This window comes from Devosia yakushimensis, assembly GCF_030159855.1.
Classification (GTDB): domain Bacteria; phylum Pseudomonadota; class Alphaproteobacteria; order Rhizobiales; family Devosiaceae; genus Devosia; species Devosia yakushimensis.
The window spans coordinates 131,559-150,945 of the sequence record NZ_BSNG01000003.1 but is presented as its reverse complement, the minus strand read 5'-3'; the positions used below and the strand labels follow the sequence as shown (position 1 = coordinate 150,945).

Annotated in this window: 11 protein-coding genes; 5 read left to right on the top strand and 6 right to left on the bottom strand. The window is 63.0% G+C overall.

The window, feature by feature from the left end; all coding sequences use genetic code 11:
* Positions 1–20: 20 nt before the first annotated feature.
* The 4 genes from QQL79_RS19240 to QQL79_RS19225 all read right to left on the bottom strand — a co-directional run bounded on the left by QQL79_RS19240 (position 21) and on the right by QQL79_RS19225 (position 6,102).
* A complete protein-coding gene (locus QQL79_RS19240) occupies positions 21–1,043 on the bottom strand; it encodes a dipeptidase (RefSeq protein ID WP_284393615.1) in 1,023 nt (340 codons plus the stop codon).
* The gene (locus QQL79_RS19235) at positions 1,043–1,666 is read right to left on the bottom strand and encodes a 2-hydroxychromene-2-carboxylate isomerase (protein ID WP_284393613.1); all 624 of its coding nucleotides are present in this window, start codon (positions 1,664–1,666) and stop codon (positions 1,043–1,045) included. Before QQL79_RS19235 ends, QQL79_RS19240 begins: the two co-directional genes overlap by 1 nt.
* On the bottom strand, positions 1,663–3,093 hold the full coding sequence (locus QQL79_RS19230) for an NAD(P)-binding domain-containing protein (protein WP_370461268.1): 1,431 nt from the start codon (positions 3,091–3,093) through the stop codon (positions 1,663–1,665). Before QQL79_RS19230 ends, QQL79_RS19235 begins: the two co-directional genes overlap by 4 nt.
* Before the next feature lie 309 nt (positions 3,094–3,402).
* Complete coding sequence (locus QQL79_RS19225) at positions 3,403–6,102, bottom strand: DUF4344 domain-containing metallopeptidase (protein WP_284393609.1); 2,700 nt, start codon at positions 6,100–6,102, stop codon at positions 3,403–3,405.
* Between the two features lie 314 nt (positions 6,103–6,416).
* Here QQL79_RS19225 and QQL79_RS19220 point away from each other — a divergent pair, with 314 nt between their 5' ends.
* Positions 6,417–8,291, top strand: coding sequence for an ABC transporter ATP-binding protein (locus tag QQL79_RS19220; protein WP_284393608.1), 1,875 nt, complete (start codon positions 6,417–6,419; stop codon positions 8,289–8,291).
* Between the two features lie 93 nt (positions 8,292–8,384).
* Here QQL79_RS19220 and QQL79_RS19215 read toward each other — a convergent pair whose 3' ends face one another.
* Positions 8,385–10,400 carry a methyl-accepting chemotaxis protein gene (locus QQL79_RS19215; RefSeq protein ID WP_284393606.1) on the bottom strand — a complete coding sequence of 672 codons (2,016 nt, stop codon included), beginning with the start codon at positions 10,398–10,400 and terminating at the stop codon, positions 8,385–8,387.
* Positions 10,401–10,933: 533 nt separating this feature from the next.
* Between QQL79_RS19215 and QQL79_RS19210 the strand changes: the two genes are divergently transcribed.
* Both QQL79_RS19210 and QQL79_RS19205 read left to right on the top strand, forming a co-directional pair.
* Positions 10,934–12,661: an ABC transporter ATP-binding protein gene (locus QQL79_RS19210; protein ID WP_370461267.1), complete on the top strand. Its 1,728-nt coding sequence runs from the start codon at positions 10,934–10,936 to the stop codon at positions 12,659–12,661.
* A 161-nt stretch (positions 12,662–12,822) separates the two neighbouring features.
* Positions 12,823–13,881 carry a LacI family DNA-binding transcriptional regulator gene (locus QQL79_RS19205; RefSeq protein WP_284393982.1) on the top strand — a complete coding sequence of 353 codons (1,059 nt, stop codon included), beginning with the start codon at positions 12,823–12,825 and terminating at the stop codon, positions 13,879–13,881.
* 159 nt (positions 13,882–14,040) lie between these two features.
* Here QQL79_RS19205 and QQL79_RS19200 read toward each other — a convergent pair whose 3' ends face one another.
* A complete protein-coding gene (locus tag QQL79_RS19200) occupies positions 14,041–15,063 on the bottom strand; it encodes a LacI family DNA-binding transcriptional regulator (protein WP_284393602.1) in 1,023 nt (340 codons plus the stop codon).
* A gap of 146 nt (positions 15,064–15,209) precedes the next feature.
* Between QQL79_RS19200 and QQL79_RS19195 the strand changes: the two genes are divergently transcribed.
* Entirely contained in the window at positions 15,210–17,987 is a 2,778-nt protein-coding gene (locus QQL79_RS19195) for a glycoside hydrolase family 2 protein (protein WP_284393600.1), read from the top strand.
* Between the two features lie 281 nt (positions 17,988–18,268).
* The gene (locus tag QQL79_RS19190) at positions 18,269–19,354 is read left to right on the top strand and encodes an ABC transporter ATP-binding protein (RefSeq protein WP_284393598.1); all 1,086 of its coding nucleotides are present in this window, start codon (positions 18,269–18,271) and stop codon (positions 19,352–19,354) included.
* The last annotated feature ends 33 nt before the right edge of the window (positions 19,355–19,387 follow it).

Sequence of the window (19,387 nt, the reverse complement as noted above, 5' to 3'; positions counted from 1 at the left end):
TCTCCCAGGGTGATGTTCGATCAGGGGCGGGGCGTCCAGGCGGCGTCGAGAACGCGCAGCCAATTGCCGCCGAGCAGTTTTGCAATGGTCGTTTCGCTCCAGCCGCGCGCCAGCATGCGGGCGGTGAGATTGGGCATGTCGGTCATCCGGCGGATGCCCTCGGGCTTGTTGATCTTGACCGAGCCGAATTCGGTCAGCGTGCGGGCCGTGCCCTTGTCGCGATTGGCCCAGAGCAGCCAGTCGCTGGGGCGCGGGCGGTCGAGCGAAAAATCGGTGCCGATGCCGACATGGTCCTCGCCAATCAAATTGATCACATGCTCCATGGCGTCGAGCACGTCTTCGACCGTGGCGTCATTGCCGGCGGCAAGACCGGGGGCGAAGAGGCTGATGCCGACAAGGCCACCCTTTTCGGCGCAAGCCTCGAATAGGTGATCGGGCTTGTTGCGTTTGACATTGTGCAAAGCGCGCGGCAGCACGTGGGAGATGCAGACCGGCCCCTTGGCATAGGCTATGGCATCGGCGCTGGTCTTGTCACCGACATGGCTGAGATCACACAGCACGCCGACACGGCCCATTTCATCGAGCACTTCGCGGCCGAAACCGGTGAGGCCGCTATCGTTTTCTTCCAGATACCCGGCTCCGGAATAGTTCTGGGTATTATAGGTCAGTTGCATGATGCCGACCCCCAGATCTTTGAAGATCTCGACATAGTCGAGCTTGTCTTCGAGCGGGGACGTGTTCTGCCAGCCGATGATAATGCCGGTCTTGTTCTCGGCCTTGGCGGCGTGGATATCGGCCACGCTGCGCACCGGGCGCAGGATATCGGCATGTTCGCGTAGGAAGTGTTTCCATTGCGAGACATAGTCGATGCCTTCGCGGAAATTCTCCCACAGCACGGTCGAGACATTGACGGCGGTGAGCCCGCCGGCACGCATTTCCTCAAAGATCGGCCGGCCCCAAAGCGAGGTCTGCAATCCGTCCACAATGATGGAGCGATCATGCAGGCTCTGGGCTTGCGGCGGTATGAGGGGAGCTTGGCTCATCAGGCGGTTTCCTCAATAGGGCGGGCGTCAGCCAGGGCGCGGGCAACGAAATCCAGCCGGTCCTGGCCCCAGAACAATTCATCGCCGACGACATAGGTGGGGGTACCGAAAATGCCCCGGCGCTCGGCCTCGGCCAGGTTGCCTTGCCATTCGGCGATAATGGCATCGGGCTGGTGATCGCGCACCAATGCTGCGCCCTCCCGGCCGATGGTGGATAGGGCCATTTCGCGCAGCGTCTCCAGATCGGCAATGTCGCGGTCCTCGGCCCAGAGACCGCGCTGAATGGCGAAGGAAAAAGCGAAGGCGTCGAGCCCGGCTTGCTGCGCCGCAATGACAGCTTGGGCGGCAGGTTCAATCGTGCGGCAGGGATAGAATTTGGGCGTCAGGTTGAGCGGAATGCCGAGATAGCGGCGCCAGCGGTCGAGTTCGACGGCATGATAGTGCTGGCGGCTGTCGGGCCGGCTGCGCAGGGGAATGCCGCCATTGGCCTCGATGATGCGAATGGGCCGCAGCACGAGGCGCGCCCCCGCCTCCTCGGCAATGGTCTTGGCGCGCTGGGCGCCGAAATAGGCCCAGGGGGAGGAAATGCCGTAAAAGACCTGAAGGAGCGGTTGCGTGTTCATGCGGCGGGCGCCTTTTCGTCGGCATCGGTCCATTCGTCACCCAGCAATTCGGGCACCGAGAAGCGGGTGAATGCGTCGAGATGCAGGGAGCGATCCTCGACAAAAAGCGAGCGCGCGATGGCGCGGGCAAGGCGGGTGGCGCCTTCGCCGATGGAGGGGATGCCGCTGGTAATCTTGCCGTGCGAGGGGACGGCCGGGTAGCTGAAGCAGTAGATGTTCGAGACGGCCGGTGGAGCGCCTTCGGCCGGCAGAAATTCAAAGCCGGGTCCCAGATAGGGCATGTCGCCGAGACCGGGATGCTCGAGCCCGGCCGGCGGATGATAGGCGTCGCGCCAGAGCCTGACCTTGCCGGCAAGATCAGCGAATTCGGGCCGCTGGGACAGGTCGGCGGAGAAGCCGGTGGCGAAGATGGCGAAATCAGCGGGATAGCGCCCCTTGGGCGTCTCGATCTCGATGGCCCCATCGCGTTCGGCAAGGGCGATTACCGGACTCGCCAGGTGGAAATGCGCATTGGCATGGGCCGAAACGCGCAGCACGCTATGGCGGGGCGGTGGTATCTGGGCGCGTTCGCCCTCGACCATGTAGCGCCATTTGTCGGCATCGGGCAGGCCGACATAGCCAAAGGTCAGGCCACGGCTGCCTATGCCGGTAAACTTGTCGATGCGCGGGATATCGGGCCGGCGAATGAAGATATCGACCCGCGCGGCACCCGCCTCCAGGGCTGCGGCGGCATTGTCCATGGCCGAGGCGCCAGCGCCGATTACGGCGACCCGCTTGCCCGCCAGCGTGGCAACGTCGAAGATGTCGGAGCTATGGGCGATAAAATGCGGCGGCACCGTACGGGCGAAAGCGGGCAGGTTGGGCACCCCAAGCCCGTCAATGCCGGTAGCCAGGATCACGCGGCGGGCCAAGACCGGGCGCGACCTACCGCTGTGCTCGACGGTAAGCGCCAGAAGCCCGTCATCGCGCAAAGCCAGTCCGGTGACCGCGCTGTCATTGTCGACGGGAAGGTCCAGCACTTTGCGGTACCAGAGGAGATAATCCATCCAGATTTCGCGTGGGATGCGCGTCATCTGCGCAAAGGCATCCGCGCCGAACTGGGCTTCATACCAGGCGCGGAAGGTCAGCGAGGGCAGGCCGAGCGCGGGCCCCGCGGCGTCCTTGCTGGTGCGCAGGGTCTGCATGCGGGCCGAGGTGATCCAGGGGCCTTCCCGACCGGCGGGAGCGCGGTCGAAGGCGCGTATGGCCTCGATACCGATATTGCGCAGGGCGGCCAGGGTCACCAAGCCCAGCATGCCGGCGCCGACCACGGCGACGTCGAGGACAGGGTCGCCGGAAATGCTGGTTGTGGGCACCCAGGGCTTGGCCGGCAGATTCAGCCAGGCCCGATCGCGAGCCAGGTTTTCTTCCAACTGGGCCAAAGTCATCAGCGGCATTTCATTCTGAAACCTGATTACAGAAAGCCTATTATGCATAAATAGCATCATAGGTCTTTATGTATGTCGATATAGAAATTTCAGAATAGAGGCATGACTGAGCAAATCGGGCCAATTTCTGGGCCTTTTGCGGTATGGACACCCCGGAAGGTGTTGCGGGTAGTTAGCGCGGTCCTCTCCTTTGCAGGATGTGCAATAACAAAAGCGCCGCGTGAGCGGCGCTTTCTAAGCTCGATACTGCTGAAGAGCCGGCGCTCCACCCAGCGGCGGGTGCCGCCGGAGGGTGGGGTTCAAGACGCCTTAGTCGACCGGCGCCAAGGGCAGGCCGTTGGACTGCCAGGCGGAGACGCCGCCGCGATACCAGAAGGCATTCCAGCCCAGGGCGCCGGCGCGCAGGGCGCCGTTGTAGGCGGAACGATCCTGCAGGCCTTTGCCGAAAAAGACGATCGGCATCTTGGTGTCGCTGGCCGTTTGTTCCTTGAGCCAGGCATCGACCGCACTCTGGAAACCATCGGTGAGGCTGCCGTCCTTGCCGGCATCGACGACCGAAAGTGCCCCGGGAATAGTTTCGGCCAGCCCGCTGGTGTCGACCAGCAGGACCTGCGTGCCATCATTGAGCGCGGCGGCGAGATCTTCCGTGGTCAAGACCTGGGCCTTGGTGTGGCTTGCTGGCGTTGGCCCATTATAGGGGGCGGGAAAGAGTACATTGGTCGCTGGAATGCCGAGATCGGCAAGTTCATCGGTCGAGGTATTGCCGGACGGGGCAGTCCTCGTATTGGTAACATCTGCCGTTTTTGTATTGGCCGGCGGGGTGCTGGCCGCGCCCTGGTCGCCGCCCATTTCGATGTCCGAGATCATCACGGCGAGGTGCTCGATAAGATCGTAGCACATGGTAATGCTCCCCTCGCGGGGGTCATACCAGGCGTTGAGCTCGCCGCAGTCCTTATAGGTCACCTGGATCGGACGGGGCAGGGCATAAGTCTTGCTGAGATTGTCCGCAAAACCGCGAAGACCATCGCCGAAGGCGGTGGTCAGAAAGCTTCCGATCTCGCTCTTGGTTGGCTCAAAGGTCACTTCGACATTTGAGCCGGGTGCATCGGCGGGCAATTGCCCCTCCGGGAACCAGGCATCCACCCTGGTATGGGGGGCCAGGATCGTGCGCCATGCCCGGTTTTGCTTGTTGAACTCCCCCTCGCAACGGCCCAGGGTTCGGTCGTCGAAGCCGATCTGCTCGGCCAGATTGGTGAAAATCCCAGGATTGCCGCCATACATCACGCAGAACACGTTGCGGAACCGCTTGAGGTCGGGCGTATGCTCGTCCTGCCAGGGAGTTTCGCCGGCGCCCTGCTGCTGGGCGACCATGCCGCTATAATACCATTGCAGGGCCGAATAGGTCGCAACCTCCCGGCCGATGGCGTTGATGCCTTCGTCTTCGGTGGGGTACATGGTCGGCTCGACCACCTTGAGGGCCGAGAAGATATCGACCGCATCCTCTTCGGGGCCGGTCGAAGGAATCTGCAATTCCCCGATCAGGGCGTGGCCGAATTCATGCATGAAGATGCTGTTGGTCAGGCCCAGATAGACCCCGATCAGCCGGGCTTCGTCATTGCCGAACATCGGTACGCCACCGCCCGGCGCCGGCGTATTGCCGGAAGGCGAGGAGCCGGCCGATGCCGTATTGGCGCTGGTGGAGATGGTGAAGCCGCCGACATAGAATTCACCGCGCTCATAGGCGAGGATACCGATATCGGCGCCGAGAGACGGGTGATCCTGCACTTGGCCGATGGCCTGGCCATTGAGGCGGAATTCGCCAAAACCGGGGCGTTCGATAAATTCCAGAACGTCCTTGCCATCCCCCTGCGCCGCGCCATTGAGGCGGCCCACTTCGCTGCCCTTGCCGTCCGCGCCGAAGCACAGCACCAGCGCGTCGCGGGAGGCGGTGATTTCGCCGATGCACGAGCTGCTGCCGTCACTGCTTTCGATCAGGATGCCGGCGGCGGACTTGCCGAAATCGGCGGCGTTCTCGCCCTGCGGCGGCAAAATGCCGACATTGAGCGTGGTGACGCGTTCGCCCGAATTGAGCGGTCCGACGGGCACCTTATAGGCCAGCTCGCTCGAGGCCTTGGCGGAATTGACCAGGACCAGCCAATTGTCCTCGAAGAACAGCTCCCAGCCATCCTTGCCGTCGGCATTGGCAATGGTGTCGCCAAGCGGGCCCATGATCGCGGTCATGCGATTGTCGCCGCCGGAGGAGCCTCCGCCACTTTGTCCGCCCGTGCTGCCGCCGCTGGGGGCGGGGGTGCCGGAGGTCGAGCCCCCGCTGCCGGAACCGCCTTTGGGCGGCAGGCCCGCGCCACCGCCGGAGCCGCCCTTGGGGGGCAGACCCGAGCCGCTGCTGGCGGCCGCGCCGGGCGGCGGGCTGATCTGGAAGTCGGCGAGGCCAAAGGTGCCGCGCTCGTAGGCCATGATGCCGATTTCCCCGCCCAGGGCGGAGGCATAGGTGACGTCCCCGATCTGGGTGTCGTTGACGAAGAAGCGGGCTGCGCCGGGCACTTCGACCATGGTGATGGTGTCGCTGCCATCCATGCGGGCGGCATTGGCCACCGAAGCGATGGATTTGAATTCGCCCTCGATGACACAGAACAGGTTGCCCTTGGCCTCTGCGGTGATCTCCATCAGGCAGACGTCGTCATTGCTGGCGCTACGGGCCAGCAGGCCAATGGCAGCCTCGGCAATCTGCGACTTGAGCGTGACGCTGACCGTGATTTCCCGGCCGTCCTCGGGCGGTTTGCCGGCATTGAGCGTGAGTGTTTGCTCGGAGCCTTCCACCGAGTCATTGCGCAGGACGAACCAGCCGCCCTCCTCGCCCGCCTGCCAGCCCTGGACCAATTGACGATCGACCGCACCGGAGAGCGGACCGAGTATATCCTGGGCCCAGGATGGACTGGCCGAACCGAGCAGGGCCAGTCCCAGCGACAATACCAATGATTTGCAATTCATTTTATGTTTCCAGAGCCGGCGTTTTCCGGTTGCCATAAAGACTTGTAGGTTTCTTGACGACCATGCCCCATGAGATGCTGTCAAGCGGCAGATCGCATTGGAATCCGCCTTTGTCGCGCCGGCACCCGCCTTGACAACCCCTCCGGCATTGCGCTGCCGGGGAAAAAACGCTGACGCCTCGATGCATCCTGGGCTCCTTCTGTCACACCGTCGAGCATTTGACGCGCCCGCTCGGCAGGTCCTTGGGTGCCGCATTGCTTTTTTTTAATCTGCCGCCAATGGTCAGGTTGCCGCGGCAGCCGTATCGTGAGTGCATGAGCCTGTTCAGCCCCTTTCACCGAATATTCGAGTCTTGGCTCGATCCGTTCCGGCACACCGACAATTTGCAACCGCCCGCCGCGGGACCGCGCTTTTTCTGGCACTATATCCGCCAGGCAAAGCTGCCCTTCCTGTCGCTGCTGATCCTGGGTGGCGCCGTGGCGCTAGTCGAGGCGGCGCTGTTCTACTATGTGGGCCGGCTGGTCGACATGCTCGATGCGGCCAATCAGGGGGCAGGCTGGGACGGATTGATCGCGGCCAACGGCACAGAGCTTGTCGTCATGCTCGTCGTGGTGCTGGGCGTAAGGTTCGTCGTGACCTGGCTGTCGGCGACCGTCGAAGAACAGACGGTCAATCTGGGCTTTTACAATCTGGTGCGCTGGCAGGCCTATGCCCATGTGATCCGCCAGAGCCTCAGCTTCTTCCAGAACGATTTTTCTGGCGCCATCGCCAGCAAGGTCTGGCAGAGCGGTGGGGCGGTGGGCGATTTCATGGTGGCGCTGCTGCAGGTCGTCTGGTTCATCGCCGTCTATGCGGTGACGACCCTGGTGCTGGTGGGCCAGCTCGACTGGCGGCTGGGCGGGGCGGTGGCCTTGTGGATCGTCGCGTTTTCGGGGCTGGCCTGGTATTACGTGCCACGCATGCGCCAGCGTTCGGCGGCGGCGGCCGAGGCGGCTTCGGCCCTGACGGGGCGGATCGTCGACAGTTTTTCCAATATCCAGACGCTCAAGCTGTTTGGTTCGGCCGATGAAGACGACCGCTTCGTGCGGCGTGGTTTCGATAAGTTTCTCGGCTCCATGACCACTTTGGCGCGTACTCTGGTGGGCGTCCGGTCGGCCATGGGCATGCTGTCGGGCATTGCCATTGCCGGCATTGGCGCCCTCTCGGTGCATTTGTGGACGCAAGGCCTGATCTCGGTCGGGGGCGTGGCCTTCACGCTCGGCTTGGTGCTGCGGCTTTATAACCTGCTGGGCCGGATGATGAACCAGCTCAATGGCTTGATGCGCAATTACGGCACGGCGCAGAATTCGGCCGAGTTGATCGCCCGGCCGCTGGGCCTGGTCGACATGGCGGGAGCCGGGCCCCTTGCCGTCACCGAAGGGCACATCCATTTCGATGCTGTGGATTTCCACTATGGCAAGCAAAGCGGGATTATCGATGGCCTCAGCCTCGATATTGCGCCGGGCGAGCGGGTGGGGCTGATCGGCCGGTCCGGGGCGGGAAAATCAACGCTGGTGAGCCTGCTGCTGCGGTTTTACGACCTGCAGGGTGGGCGCATTACCATAGACGGGCAGGATATTTCCCAGGTCACGCAGGCCTCGTTGCGGGCTAATATCGGGGTGGTGACGCAGGATACGGCCCTGCTGCACCGTTCGGTGCGGGCCAATATCGTCTTCGGCCGGCCCGATGCCAGCGAGGAGGAAATGGTCAGCGCCGCGCAGATGGCGGAGGCCGACGAGTTCATCGACGACCTGGTCGATTTCAAGGGGCGTACTGGCTATGACGCGCAGGTCGGGGAGCGGGGCGTCAAGCTTTCCGGCGGGCAACGCCAGCGTGTGGCCATTGCCCGGGTGCTGCTCAAGAATGCGCCGATCCTGATGCTGGACGAAGCGACCTCGGCGCTGGACAGCGAGGTCGAAGCGGCGATCCAGAGCCAGCTCGAGCAGCTGATGGCCGGCAAGACCGTGATCGCCATTGCCCATCGGCTATCGACCATTGCCGCCATGGACCGGCTGGTCGTGCTGGAAAAGGGACAGATCGTGGAACAGGGCACCCATTCGGAGCTATTGGCGCTGGGTGGCCATTATGCCCATCTCTGGCAGCGGCAGTCCGGCGGGTTTCTCGACCCCGACACGGTCGCGGCGCAATAGTTGGGCTTGGAGAGCCGCGGTCTGCCGAACTTCCCAAAATAAAAACGGCCCTCCCGCAGAGGAGGGCCGTGGCAGTTTGGTGCGGGATGGCGATCAGAAGCTTTCCCAATCGTCGGCCTTGATCGCGGCATTGCCGGCACTGCGGTAGGCGGGCGCGCGGCGGGTAGGAGCGACATGGCGGACCGGCTCGGCCGGTGCCTGATGGACCGAGAAGATGTCGACAATGCCGTCGAGCTGAGTGGCCTGGCCTTCGGTCTGTTCGATCGAGGCGTTGATCTCCTCGACCAGCGCGGCATTGTGCTGGGTCATCTCGTCCATCTGGCGGACGGCGACACCCACTTCCTGGATGGCGCTGGCCTGTTCCGAGCTGTCGCGGGCAATGCCTTCGAGCAGTTCGGAATTGGCACGGACGCCGTCCAGCATTTCATCGAGCTTGGCTGCGGCGTCGGCCACCAGCTTGGTGCCGCCGCGTACTTCGAGAGCGCTCTGCTCGATCAGCGCCTTGACCTCGGTGGACGCCTGAGCCGAGGACTGGGCCAGGCGGCGCACTTCCACGGCGACCACGGCAAAGCCCTTGCCGGCTTCACCGGCGCGGGCCGCTTCGACCGAGGCGTTGAGCGCCAGAAGATTGGTCTGGAAGGCGATGTCGTCGATCATGCCGATAATGTTGGAGATCTTGGACGAGGAGGTGGCGATGCGCTCCATGGCCTGGGTGGCCTCGGCCATGACCACGCCGCCTTCCTCGGCCGAGCGGGTCGAGGCGATGGCATTGTCGCTGGCCGATTTGGCGCGGGTCGAGTTCTGGGTGACCGTTGCGGCCAGTTGCTCCATGGCAGCGCTGGTCTCTTCGATGGTCGCGGCCTGCTTGGTGGTGCGCTCGGAGAGGTCATTGGCACCCGAGAGGATTTCCCCGGTGGCGAGCTTGAGCTGGCCGGAGGTTTCACGCAGGCGGCCGACGATCTCGGAGAACTTGATGGCCACCGCGTTGGTGTCGTCCTTCAGCCGCCCGAAGGCGCCCTCATAGAGGCCTTCGATGCGCTTGGTGAGGTCGGCATTGGCCAGGGCCGAGAGCACCTGGCTGGTTTCGGAAAGGCCGGTATCGACGGTTTTGACCAGGCTATTGACGCTGTCGGCCAGGGCGTTGAGTTCGGGATCGGGGAATTCGGTGGTGACGCGCTGGGAGAAATCACCCTCGGCGGCGGCATCGACCACCGAACCGAACGCGCTTTGCAGTTCGCTCATCATTTCCTTGCGCGAAGCCTCATCGCGGATGATGCGGGCTGCCTCGGCTTCGGTCATATGGGCGATCTTTTCGCCATTGTCGCGGAAGACCTCGACGGCACGCGCCATGGCGCCGATCTCGTCGGGGCGGTTGGTCCCCTGGATGGTGATGTCGAACTTGCCATCGGCCAGCTCGGCCATCTGGCCATTGAGCGCGGTGATCGGCTTGGTCAGGCTGCGCACGATCAGCCAGCCCACCAGGACCAGGCCGGCAATGACGGCCAGAGCGATAAGAGCGCTGGTCAGCGCGTTTTCCTGATAGATCGCGTCGATATCGGTCTGCAGGACGCCCGTGCCGATGGCCCAGGACCAGGGTGCGAAATTCTGCACATAGGTCAGCTTCTGGACCTCGTTGACCGGCTCATTGGGCTTCTGGCTGTTCAGGTTGAAGCCGAAAGTGGTGAAGATGGAGCCCTGGGTCCGCGCGCCATCGGTATATTCCTCGATGAAGCGCTTGCCGGCGGTGTCGGTGCGGTCGCGCATGTTGGTGTCGACCACGGCCGGATTGGCGTTGACGATCATGACGTAGTCGTGGGTCACCGCGAAAACGTAGTCGTCGCCCGAATAGTTGATGGCGTGCAGCATGGCCTTGGCTTCGGTCTGGGCTGCTTCCAGCGTCATTTCGCCGGCCTGCACGCGGGCATCGTAATTGCCGAGCATGGTCACGGCCGTTTCGATGACGCTTTTGATCTCGGCCTTTTTGAGGTCGATCAGGTTATTGTGGGTATTGGTGAGCTGGTAGGCGGTCAGACCGGCAAAGCCGAGAACGAACAGCAGCAACAGGGCGGACATGCGGCGCGCAATGCTGCCGGTCACGATCTTGAGCATGAGAATATGGAACTCTGATGAGGGGATGAAAGAAGCCGGTGGCTTCGACGAGCCGGCGGGAGCCGGCTTAAGGTGCAGCGCGCGCGAATGCGGTCATCAAAGCGGTAGCCTCCTGGCAATGCCTCAGCCGGTACTGGCTGGGTGGTCATGTCGATCCAGGCAAAACATGGCTTGTCTTAAGTTAATTTACTGACAAGCCGGCAGGCTCTAGCCGCCTGTGGGTGCAAAGAAAATTCTGCGCGGCCGGGAAAAGGCCCGGGTCAAATTGTCGCATATTTGGCAATGACGGGGTTGTTCGCGCCGGCAGATCACGGCATAGTCCGCGCGCTATCGTAGCCCGTTGCAGGAGAGCAAGATGAAAACCTTCGTGTCCAATCAGAAAGGAAAAGTTCAACAGGACATGAAGCTTTATGCAAATCCGATTTCCACGGGCGAGGACGCATGCAAAGGCGCGTCATAGCTATTTCCTAAAACAGGTTTCCGCCGGCCGATCGACACAACCGCAAAGCAGCGGGCGTGGCGGGTCTGGCCGTGTGCGAAAATTTCTCTCCTATTATAGGCCGCATCTGCCGCTGCTGGTGGCGGATCTCGCCTGCGCCCTGTTGGTCGCGGCCACGGCATTGCTGCTGCCGCTCTGCGCCAATTACGTCACCAAACGGCTGATCGAGTTGCCCGAAGTGCCCGAGGCACTGGGACAGATCTATGCCATGGGCGGCTTGATGGTGGGCGTTCTGGCCATCCAGGTGCTGGCGACGTTTTTCGTCGATTACCAGGGCCATATGATGGGCGCCAAGATCGAGGCCTTTGTACGCAAGGAATTGTTCGAGCACTGCCAGAAGCTGTCTTTCGGCTTTTACGACCGGCAGCGCGTCGGGCAATTGATGAGCCGGATCACCAATGACTCGCTGTGGCTGGGCGAACTCTTCCATCACGGGCCGGAGGATCTCTCCATTGCCCTGCTCAAATTCACCGGGGCGATGGTTATCCTCTTCTTCATCGATCCGGTGCTGGCGGGGCTGATCGCGGCGCTGACGCCCCTGGCTGTGCTTTATGCCCTCTATTTCAATCGTCGCATGAATATCGCCCTGCGGCAGAGCAAGGAGCATATCGCCTCCGTCAACGAGCGGGTGGAGGACGCCCTATCGGGCATAAGGGTGGTGCAGTCTTTCGCCAATGAAGCCATAGAGGCCGAGCGTTTCGAGGCGGAAAACCAGCGGTTTCTCGAAAGCCGCCGGGATGGCTATTGCAGCGAGGCCTATTTTTCGGTGGGCACCGAAACCTTCGCGCAATTGGTGACCGTGCTGGTCATCGTGATCGGGGCGGTCCGTGTGCTCACGGCGGGGCTCGGCGTTGCCGACATGCTGACCTTCCTGCTCTGCGTGGCGGTGCTGGTCGATCCGGTGCAGCGGCTGGCCAATTTCGTCCGGCTCTGGCAGGAGGGCTATACCGGCTTCGTGCGGGCCATGGAATTGCTCGATGTAGCGCCCGATATCGAGGATCGGCCCGGGGCGGTGGAGCTTAGTGGCGTGGCCGGTGCGGTCAGTTTCCGCGATGTCAGCTTCCGCTACGAGGATAGCGGACCGCATGTGCTCAGCAAGCTATCGCTCGATATCGAGCCGGGTGAGTTCGTTGCCCTGGTGGGACCGTCCGGCGTGGGCAAGAGCACGCTGTGCGCGCTCATCCCCCGGTTTTACGAGGTGAGCGGCGGAGCCATCCTGATCGATGGCAAGGATGTGCGCGATGTCACCATGGCCTCGCTGCGGCGCAATGTGGGGGTGGTGCAGCAGGATATCTATCTGTTCAGCGGCACGGTGACCGACAATCTGCGCTATGGGCGGCCCGATGCTTCATTCGAGGAAATCGAGGCGGCGGCCCGGGCGGCCAATGCCCATGAGTTCATCATGGCATTGCCCCAGGGCTATGATACCGATATCGGCCAGCGCGGCGTCAAGCTCTCGGGTGGGCAGAAGCAGCGGCTCACCATCGCCCGGGCCTTTCTCAAGGACCCGGCTATCCTGATCTTCGACGAGGCCACCAGTGCGCTCGACAATGAGAGCGAGCGGGCGGTGCAGCAATCCCTATTGGCCCTTACCCGGGGACGGACCACGATCGTCATCGCCCATCGTCTGTCCACGGTGCGCAATGCCGACCGCATCCTGGTGCTGACCGAGGAGGGAATCGGCGAGGAGGGAAGCCATGACGTCCTGATGGCGGCCGATGGGCTCTATGCCAATCTGCATAAGGTGCAGGCCAGCATCTAGGCGGCATTCCGGCCCGCGCTTTGCCGTGCGGGCCGGTTATGGCGGTTTCTGCAAAAGTTGCTTATGCTTGATAATGTCTGGCTTATAATATTAGCGATGGCGAAGGGCTTGGGGTCGGCGGGATGACGAGGCAAGCAGATGATGGAAGTGTTTCCGGCGGAATGGGCCGGGGGCGGCGGGGGCAGTCGCGGCGGGTGACCATGACCGATGTGGCGCGCGAGGCGGGATGTTCGCAGGCCACGGTATCTTTCGTGCTCAACCATGCCCCGGGGATAAAATTGTCGGCGGAAACACGCGACCGCGTGTTCGAGGCGGCGCGGCGGCTGGGCTATGCCAATGCGCTCAATGGCCGGCACATGCCGGTGCGGGCGGCCGGGGGCGAGCGGCGGATCGGGTTCATCGCCGACCAGTTGGCGACGAGCCCGGAAGCGGTGGTGGCGATCGAGGGGGTGAGCACGGCCTCGCGCGCCAAGGGCGATCTGGTGCTGGTGGCGCAGAGCTTCAACGATGCCGAGACCGAGGCAGGCCTGGTCGAGGCCTTTGTCGAACAGGGCGTTTCGGCGCTGGTCTATATGACGATTTTCACCCGCGAAGTGGAGCTCAGCCCCGGTCTGCTGGCGCTCGACATTCCGGTTTTCCTGCTCAATTGCTACACGGAGGGGCAATCCCATCCCGCCGTGGTGCCCAGCGAAATCGCTGGCGGGCAGCGCAGCACGCGGCACCTGATCGAGCATGGGCACAGGCGCATCGCCACCATTACCGGGGAAATCTGGATGGAGGCGGCGCAGGACCGGCTCAAGGGCTATCGGCGGGCGCTGGCGACGGCCGATATTCCGTTCGACTCGGCGTTGGTTGTCGAAGGGGATTGGTCGGCCAGTGCGGGCTATGAAGCGACGCGCAAGCTATTGGCGCTGCCCGAACCGCCGACGGCGATCTTCTGCCAAAACGACCGCACGGCGATCGGCTGCTACGAGGCGCTGAAGGAAGCCGGGCTTGATATTCCCCGCGACATGTCGGTGATCGGCTATGACGACGAGGAAATCTCGCGGCACCTGCATCCGCGGCTGACCACGTCCATCCTGCCGCATCGGGCGATGGGGCAGTGGATTGTCGAGCAATTGGACGAGCTGGCGGGGCAGATTGCGGTGCGGTACCCGCTGACCAAGCTGGAATGCCCGCTGGTCGAGCGGGATTCGGTGGCGGCGCCGAAGGGGCGATAGATCGCCCGCCATGCGAAAATCGTTCACGGCGTCATTCCCGCGCAGGCGGGAATCCACTCTGGCGATCGCGCTCGGACGAAGGAAGAATGGATTCCCGCCTGCGCGGGAATGACGTTGTGGGTGGGTCGTGGTTCGACACGCCATGCGGTCTTCTGGGAATTAACCCCTTGGCGGGGCGATTGATTCCCGTTCGATGAATTCGCATTCGATCTTGATCTTCTGCAGGCGTTCGTCCTGGTCGGCGGCTTCGTAGCCGTCGAGCAATTGGCCGACGGCCCAGCGGGCCATTTCGTCATGCGGCAGGACCATGGTGGAGAGGCGCGGATCGAGATAGGCGGAGAGGTCTTCGTCATCGAAGCCGACAATGGATATGTCTTCGGGCACGCGCATGCCCAGCATGCGGGCGGCCTCGTAGCAGCCAATGGCCATGCGGTCGTTGAAGCAGAAAATGGCGGTGGGCGGATTGGGCTGGGACAGCAGTTCCAGCGCGCGTTCGCGACCGGCGCGGATGGTCCAGCCGCCAAGGGTGACGAGCTGGTCCTGGACCGGGACATCCCATTTATCCATGGCCTGGCGGAAGCCCTTTTCCCGGTCGACCGAGGCCTCGAGAAAGGTTTCCCCGGCGAAGTGGGCAATGCGGCGATGGCCGGCCCGGAGCAAAGCTTCGGTGGCGGTGAAACCGCCGACAATGTCGCCCGGCACGACGGACGGGTAGCGCAGTTTGCGCTCGTAGCAATTGAGCAGGACGATGGGCAATTCGGCATAGCTGTCGGGCACGCTGACCTGGCGGGTGATCAACGAGGCATAGATGATGCCGATGGTTTTCTGGGCGACCAGGAGGTCGATGGCGGCCTGTTCAAGCAGGGGATCGGAGCGGGTGCAGAAGGTGGCGACGGTGACGCCCTGGAGCGCGGCTTCGTCGCGGGCGCCTTCGATGAAAGGGGCGGCAAAGGGGGTAGTCGAGACCTCGTCAATGATGAGGCCGATGACGCGCTGGCGGCCCTCCGGCACCGGATGGGTCTTGCCGCGGCGATAGCCCAGCGTTTCGGCGGCATCGAGCACGCGGCGGCGGGTGGCGCGGGAGACGCGGGCATTGGGAACGCCATTGAGAACCAGGGAAACTGTGGCCTGCGAGACGCCGGCCAATTCGCCCACATCGACCATTGTCGCGCGTTTTTCCACGTTCACCCACCCCCTGATCTGGTTAGCCTTTTAGCCGAATACGCTAGCAGACTGTTAGCGTTGAAAAGCGCAAATCGTCCCCCTTGCCAGTCTCTCGGAAGGATCATAAGGTGATAATAATATAACTAATACTTCGAGGGATGAGGATGGATCGCGCTCAAGCCAGGGCCGAGCAAACGCAATCGGCGGCACGCCGCAGCCTGTCGCTGGACGGGGTCTGGCAGTTCCGGCATGAGGACGGGCCGTGGCGCGAGGCGCATGTGCCCTCGCCGTGGCAGGCCGAGTTCTCCGACCTGGTCGATACCAGCGGATATGCGGTCTATAAGCGGAGCTTTACGCTGCCCGAGGGGTGGGGTGCGGGCGAACTGGCGCTCAAATTCGGGGCGGTGAGCTATTTCTGCGAAGTGCTGCTCAATGGCGCTGAGGTCGGGAGCCATGAAGGGGCCTTCCTGCCGTTCGAAATCGTGCTGCCGGCCAATCTGCTGAAGGCGCAGAACGAGGTGGAAGTGCGGGTCACCATGCCCTCGGCCGACCATCGCGCCTATCCCGACTACCCCTTTGGCGAAGTGCCGCATGGCAAGATCAGCTGGTATGGCCGCATTGGCGGGCTGTGGCAGTCGGTTTCGCTGGAAGCGCGCGATGCGCGGCATATCGAGAGCGTTGCCATTGCGGCCGGCATCGATGGCGCGATCTCAGTCGATCTGGGTTTTACGGCCGCCGCCGCGGGGCTTGCCGCGCGGGTCTTCGTCGAGGATGCCGATGGCAAGCTGGTTGCCGAGACCGAGGTGAGCGCTGGCGCTGATGTCACGGCCGGGCTTTCGGTGGCCAGTCCCAAGCTCTGGTCGCCCGACAGCCCCAATCTTTATACGCTGACGGTCGAGCTGGCCGATGCCGATGCGGTGACCCATTCTTTCGGCTTCCGCAGCATCGAGGCGCGGGACGGCAAGCTGCTGCTCAATGGCGAGCCGCTTTATATGCGCGGCGCGCTGGACCAGGACTATTATCCCGATGGCATCTATACGCCGCCCTCGCTGGAATTCCTCGAAGACCAGGCGAAGAAGGCCAAGCATCTGGGGCTCAACCTGCTGCGCTGCCATATCAAGGTGCCGGACCCGCGCTATTATGACGTGGCGGATCGGTTTGGGCTGCTGATCTGGACCGAAATTCCCAATGTGGCCAATTTCACCGCCAAGGCGGCCGCGCGCATGCGCCAGACCATGGAAGGCATTCTCAAACGCGACCGCAACCATCCCTCGATCATCGCCTGGACGATCATTAACGAGGACTGGGGCACGCGCATGCTCGAAAATGGGGAGCATCGCCAATGGGTCAAGGACACCTATGATTGGCTGAAGGCCAAGGACACGACGCGGCTGGTGGTCGACAATTCGGCCTGCTTCCCCAATTTCCACGTCAAGACCGATATCAACGACTATCACTATTACCGCTCGGTGCCCGAGCGGCGGCAGGAATGGGACGATATCACCGCCCAGTTCGCCGCCGGCGCCGATTGGACATTCTCCTCCCTGGGCGACGCCGAACGAAGGGGCGATGAACCTCTCATCGTCTCCGAGTTCGGCGTCTGGGGGCTTCCCGACCCAGCAAAACTCCGCCGCAAGGATGGCAGCGAGCCGGATTGGTTCGAAACCGGTTCGCTCTGGGGCGATGGCGTGGCGCTGCCGCATGGCATCGAGGAGCGCTTTGGCGCGCTTGATCTCGACCGCACCTTCGGCTCGTTCGATGGGTTCATCGAGGCGGTGCAGTGGTATCAGTTCATGAACCTGCGCTACGAGATCGAGACCATGCGCGAGCATGCTTCGATCATGGGCTATGTGATCACCGAATTTACCGACGTGCATTGGGAGGCCAATGGCCTGCTCGACATCGAGCGCAATCCGCGCGTGTTCCATGATGTCTTTGCCGAAATCAACACCGATATCGTCATCGTGCCGCGCCCGGCGCGCTATTCGGCCTATGCCGGGGAAGCCCTGAGCTTTGCGATCAAGATTGCGACCGGCGGGTTGAGCATCCCCGAAGGCGCGGTGCTGCGCTGGAGCGGGGCGGTGAGCGGTGAGGCTTCAGTCGCGACGGCGGGGACGGTTTCGACCGTTTCCATCGATGCCGAGCTGACCATGCCGGCGGCTTCGGCAAACCAGATGGCGCGGATCGATTTCGTGCTGGAAGCGGGCGGGCAGGTGCTGGCACGCAATTCCTGCGATATCGCGCTGTATGCGGCGCGCAATATTTCGGGCCTGCCCAGCATTGCGGCGGCCGATCCCAAACTGGCAGATTATGCCAGCGGCCTCGGCTATCGTGTGGTGCCGGCTGCCGAGGCCGATCTTGTTCTCGTCCATGCGGTGGATGGCGGGGACGTCGAAGCCATCAAGGCGGGGGCGCGTTACGTGATCCTGGCCGATGGCTCGGTCAAGACCAACAATAACCTACGCACCGATATGCCCGATGGTGAATTGCCCCATCGCAGCATCGTGGCCGATGGGCGCAAGTTCCGCCCCAGCCTCGATCAGCACCTGCCGGGTATTAGCCTCGTCGAACGGGACGGCACGATCTGGCGCGGCGACTGGATCGCGGGCTTTTCCTGGGTGCGGCGCGATGGGCCTTTTGCCGATATTCCGGGCGGCCCGATCTTCGATCTCAGCTTCTCGGACGTGGTGCCGCATCACCTGCTGACCGGGTTCCGGCCCTGGGAATATGGCTCCAATGTCCATGCCGGCATGGTGGTGGGCTGGGTGCATAAGCCCGCGGCCATTATCGGGGAAAAGCGCGTGGGCCGGGGCGGGGTGGTGGCGACCACTTTCCGGTTGACGCGGGAAGCGCCGGGCGCCGATCCGGTGGCGGCGGCTTTGTTCGATGCCGTGGTGCAGACGGCAAAGGAATTGAAGGTGGATCAAGAGGTTTTTGGGTGAGCGCTTTCCCTTCTCCCCTTGTGGGAGAAGGTGCCCCGCAAGGGTCACCGAATTCGCGTCTGCGAATTCGGTTGGGATGAGGGGGGTGCGATCGCGCCGCAAGCTCCTCTGCGGAGGAGAGAGACCCTCACCCTGGATTTTTGCTGAACGCAAAAATCCTGTCCCTCTCCCACAAGGGGCGAGGGAAGGGCCGGTGGGCGAGGAGACGATAAAGCCGGGAGACCGGCAGAGGTTGGAAGACGGTGAATATGCCGCGCCAGCCACGAGGAGGAGGAACAGAAATGGCCGATATCGTTCTGAACGAGGTCAGTAAGTCCTATGGCGCCGTCAGTGTGCTCGAGAGCGTCTCGATGCATATCAAATCGGGCGAGTTCATCGTGTTTCTGGGGCCTTCGGGCTGCGGGAAATCGACGCTGCTGCGCATGATTGCCGGGCTTGAAGCGGTCAATGCCGGAGAGATCCATATTGGTGACCGCCGGGTCGATCAATTGCCGCCCAATCAGCGGGGCGTGGCCATGGTGTTCCAGAATTACGCGCTCTATCCGCATATGACGGTGCGCGAGAATATGAGCTTCGGGCTGCAGAATATCGGCACCGACAAGGCCGAAATCGCCCGGCGGGTGGACGATGCGGCGCGGATGCTGGAAATCGTGCAATTGCTCGATCGGCGGCCGGCGCAACTTTCGGGCGGGCAGCGGCAGCGCGTGGCCATTGGCCGGGCCATTGTGCGGGAGCCTGAGGCGTTCCTGCTCGATGAACCGCTCTCCAATCTCGATGCGGGTCTGCGGGTGCGGACGCGGGTGGAGCTGGCGCAGCTGCATAACCGGATCAAGGCGACGATGATTTTCGTCACCCATGATCAGACCGAAGCCATGACATTGGCGAGCCGGATCGTGGTGATGAACAATCGCCGGATCGAGCAGATCGGCACGCCGATGGAGGTCTATTCGCGGCCGGCCAGCCGGTTCGTGGCAGGTTTCGTGGGGTCGCCATCGATGAATTTCCTGCCCGTCACCGCCATTGCCGAGCGGGACGGCAAGGCCATGGTGACGGCTGGCGGCTCGGTGATCGAAACCGATATTGCCATGGCCGGCCTGCCGGGGGCCGAGGGGCTGACGCTGGGCGTGCGGCCCGATGCCCTGCGCGTGGTGAGCGACGGGACGGGGAGCCTTGCCGGCAAAATCGACATTGTCGAGCGGCTGGGCGATCGGACGCTGGTGCATGTGCGGTTGGCCGATGGCGCGCTGGTGGTGGCCGAGGATGTCGGCAAGAGCACGCTGGAGCCGGGCCTGGCCGTATCGCTGCGACCCGATGGGGCGGCGACGCATATTTTTGGCGCTGACGGGAGAGCCTATCACGCCGACTGAAACAGCATAACGGCAGCCGGGCGAGGTGCTCAA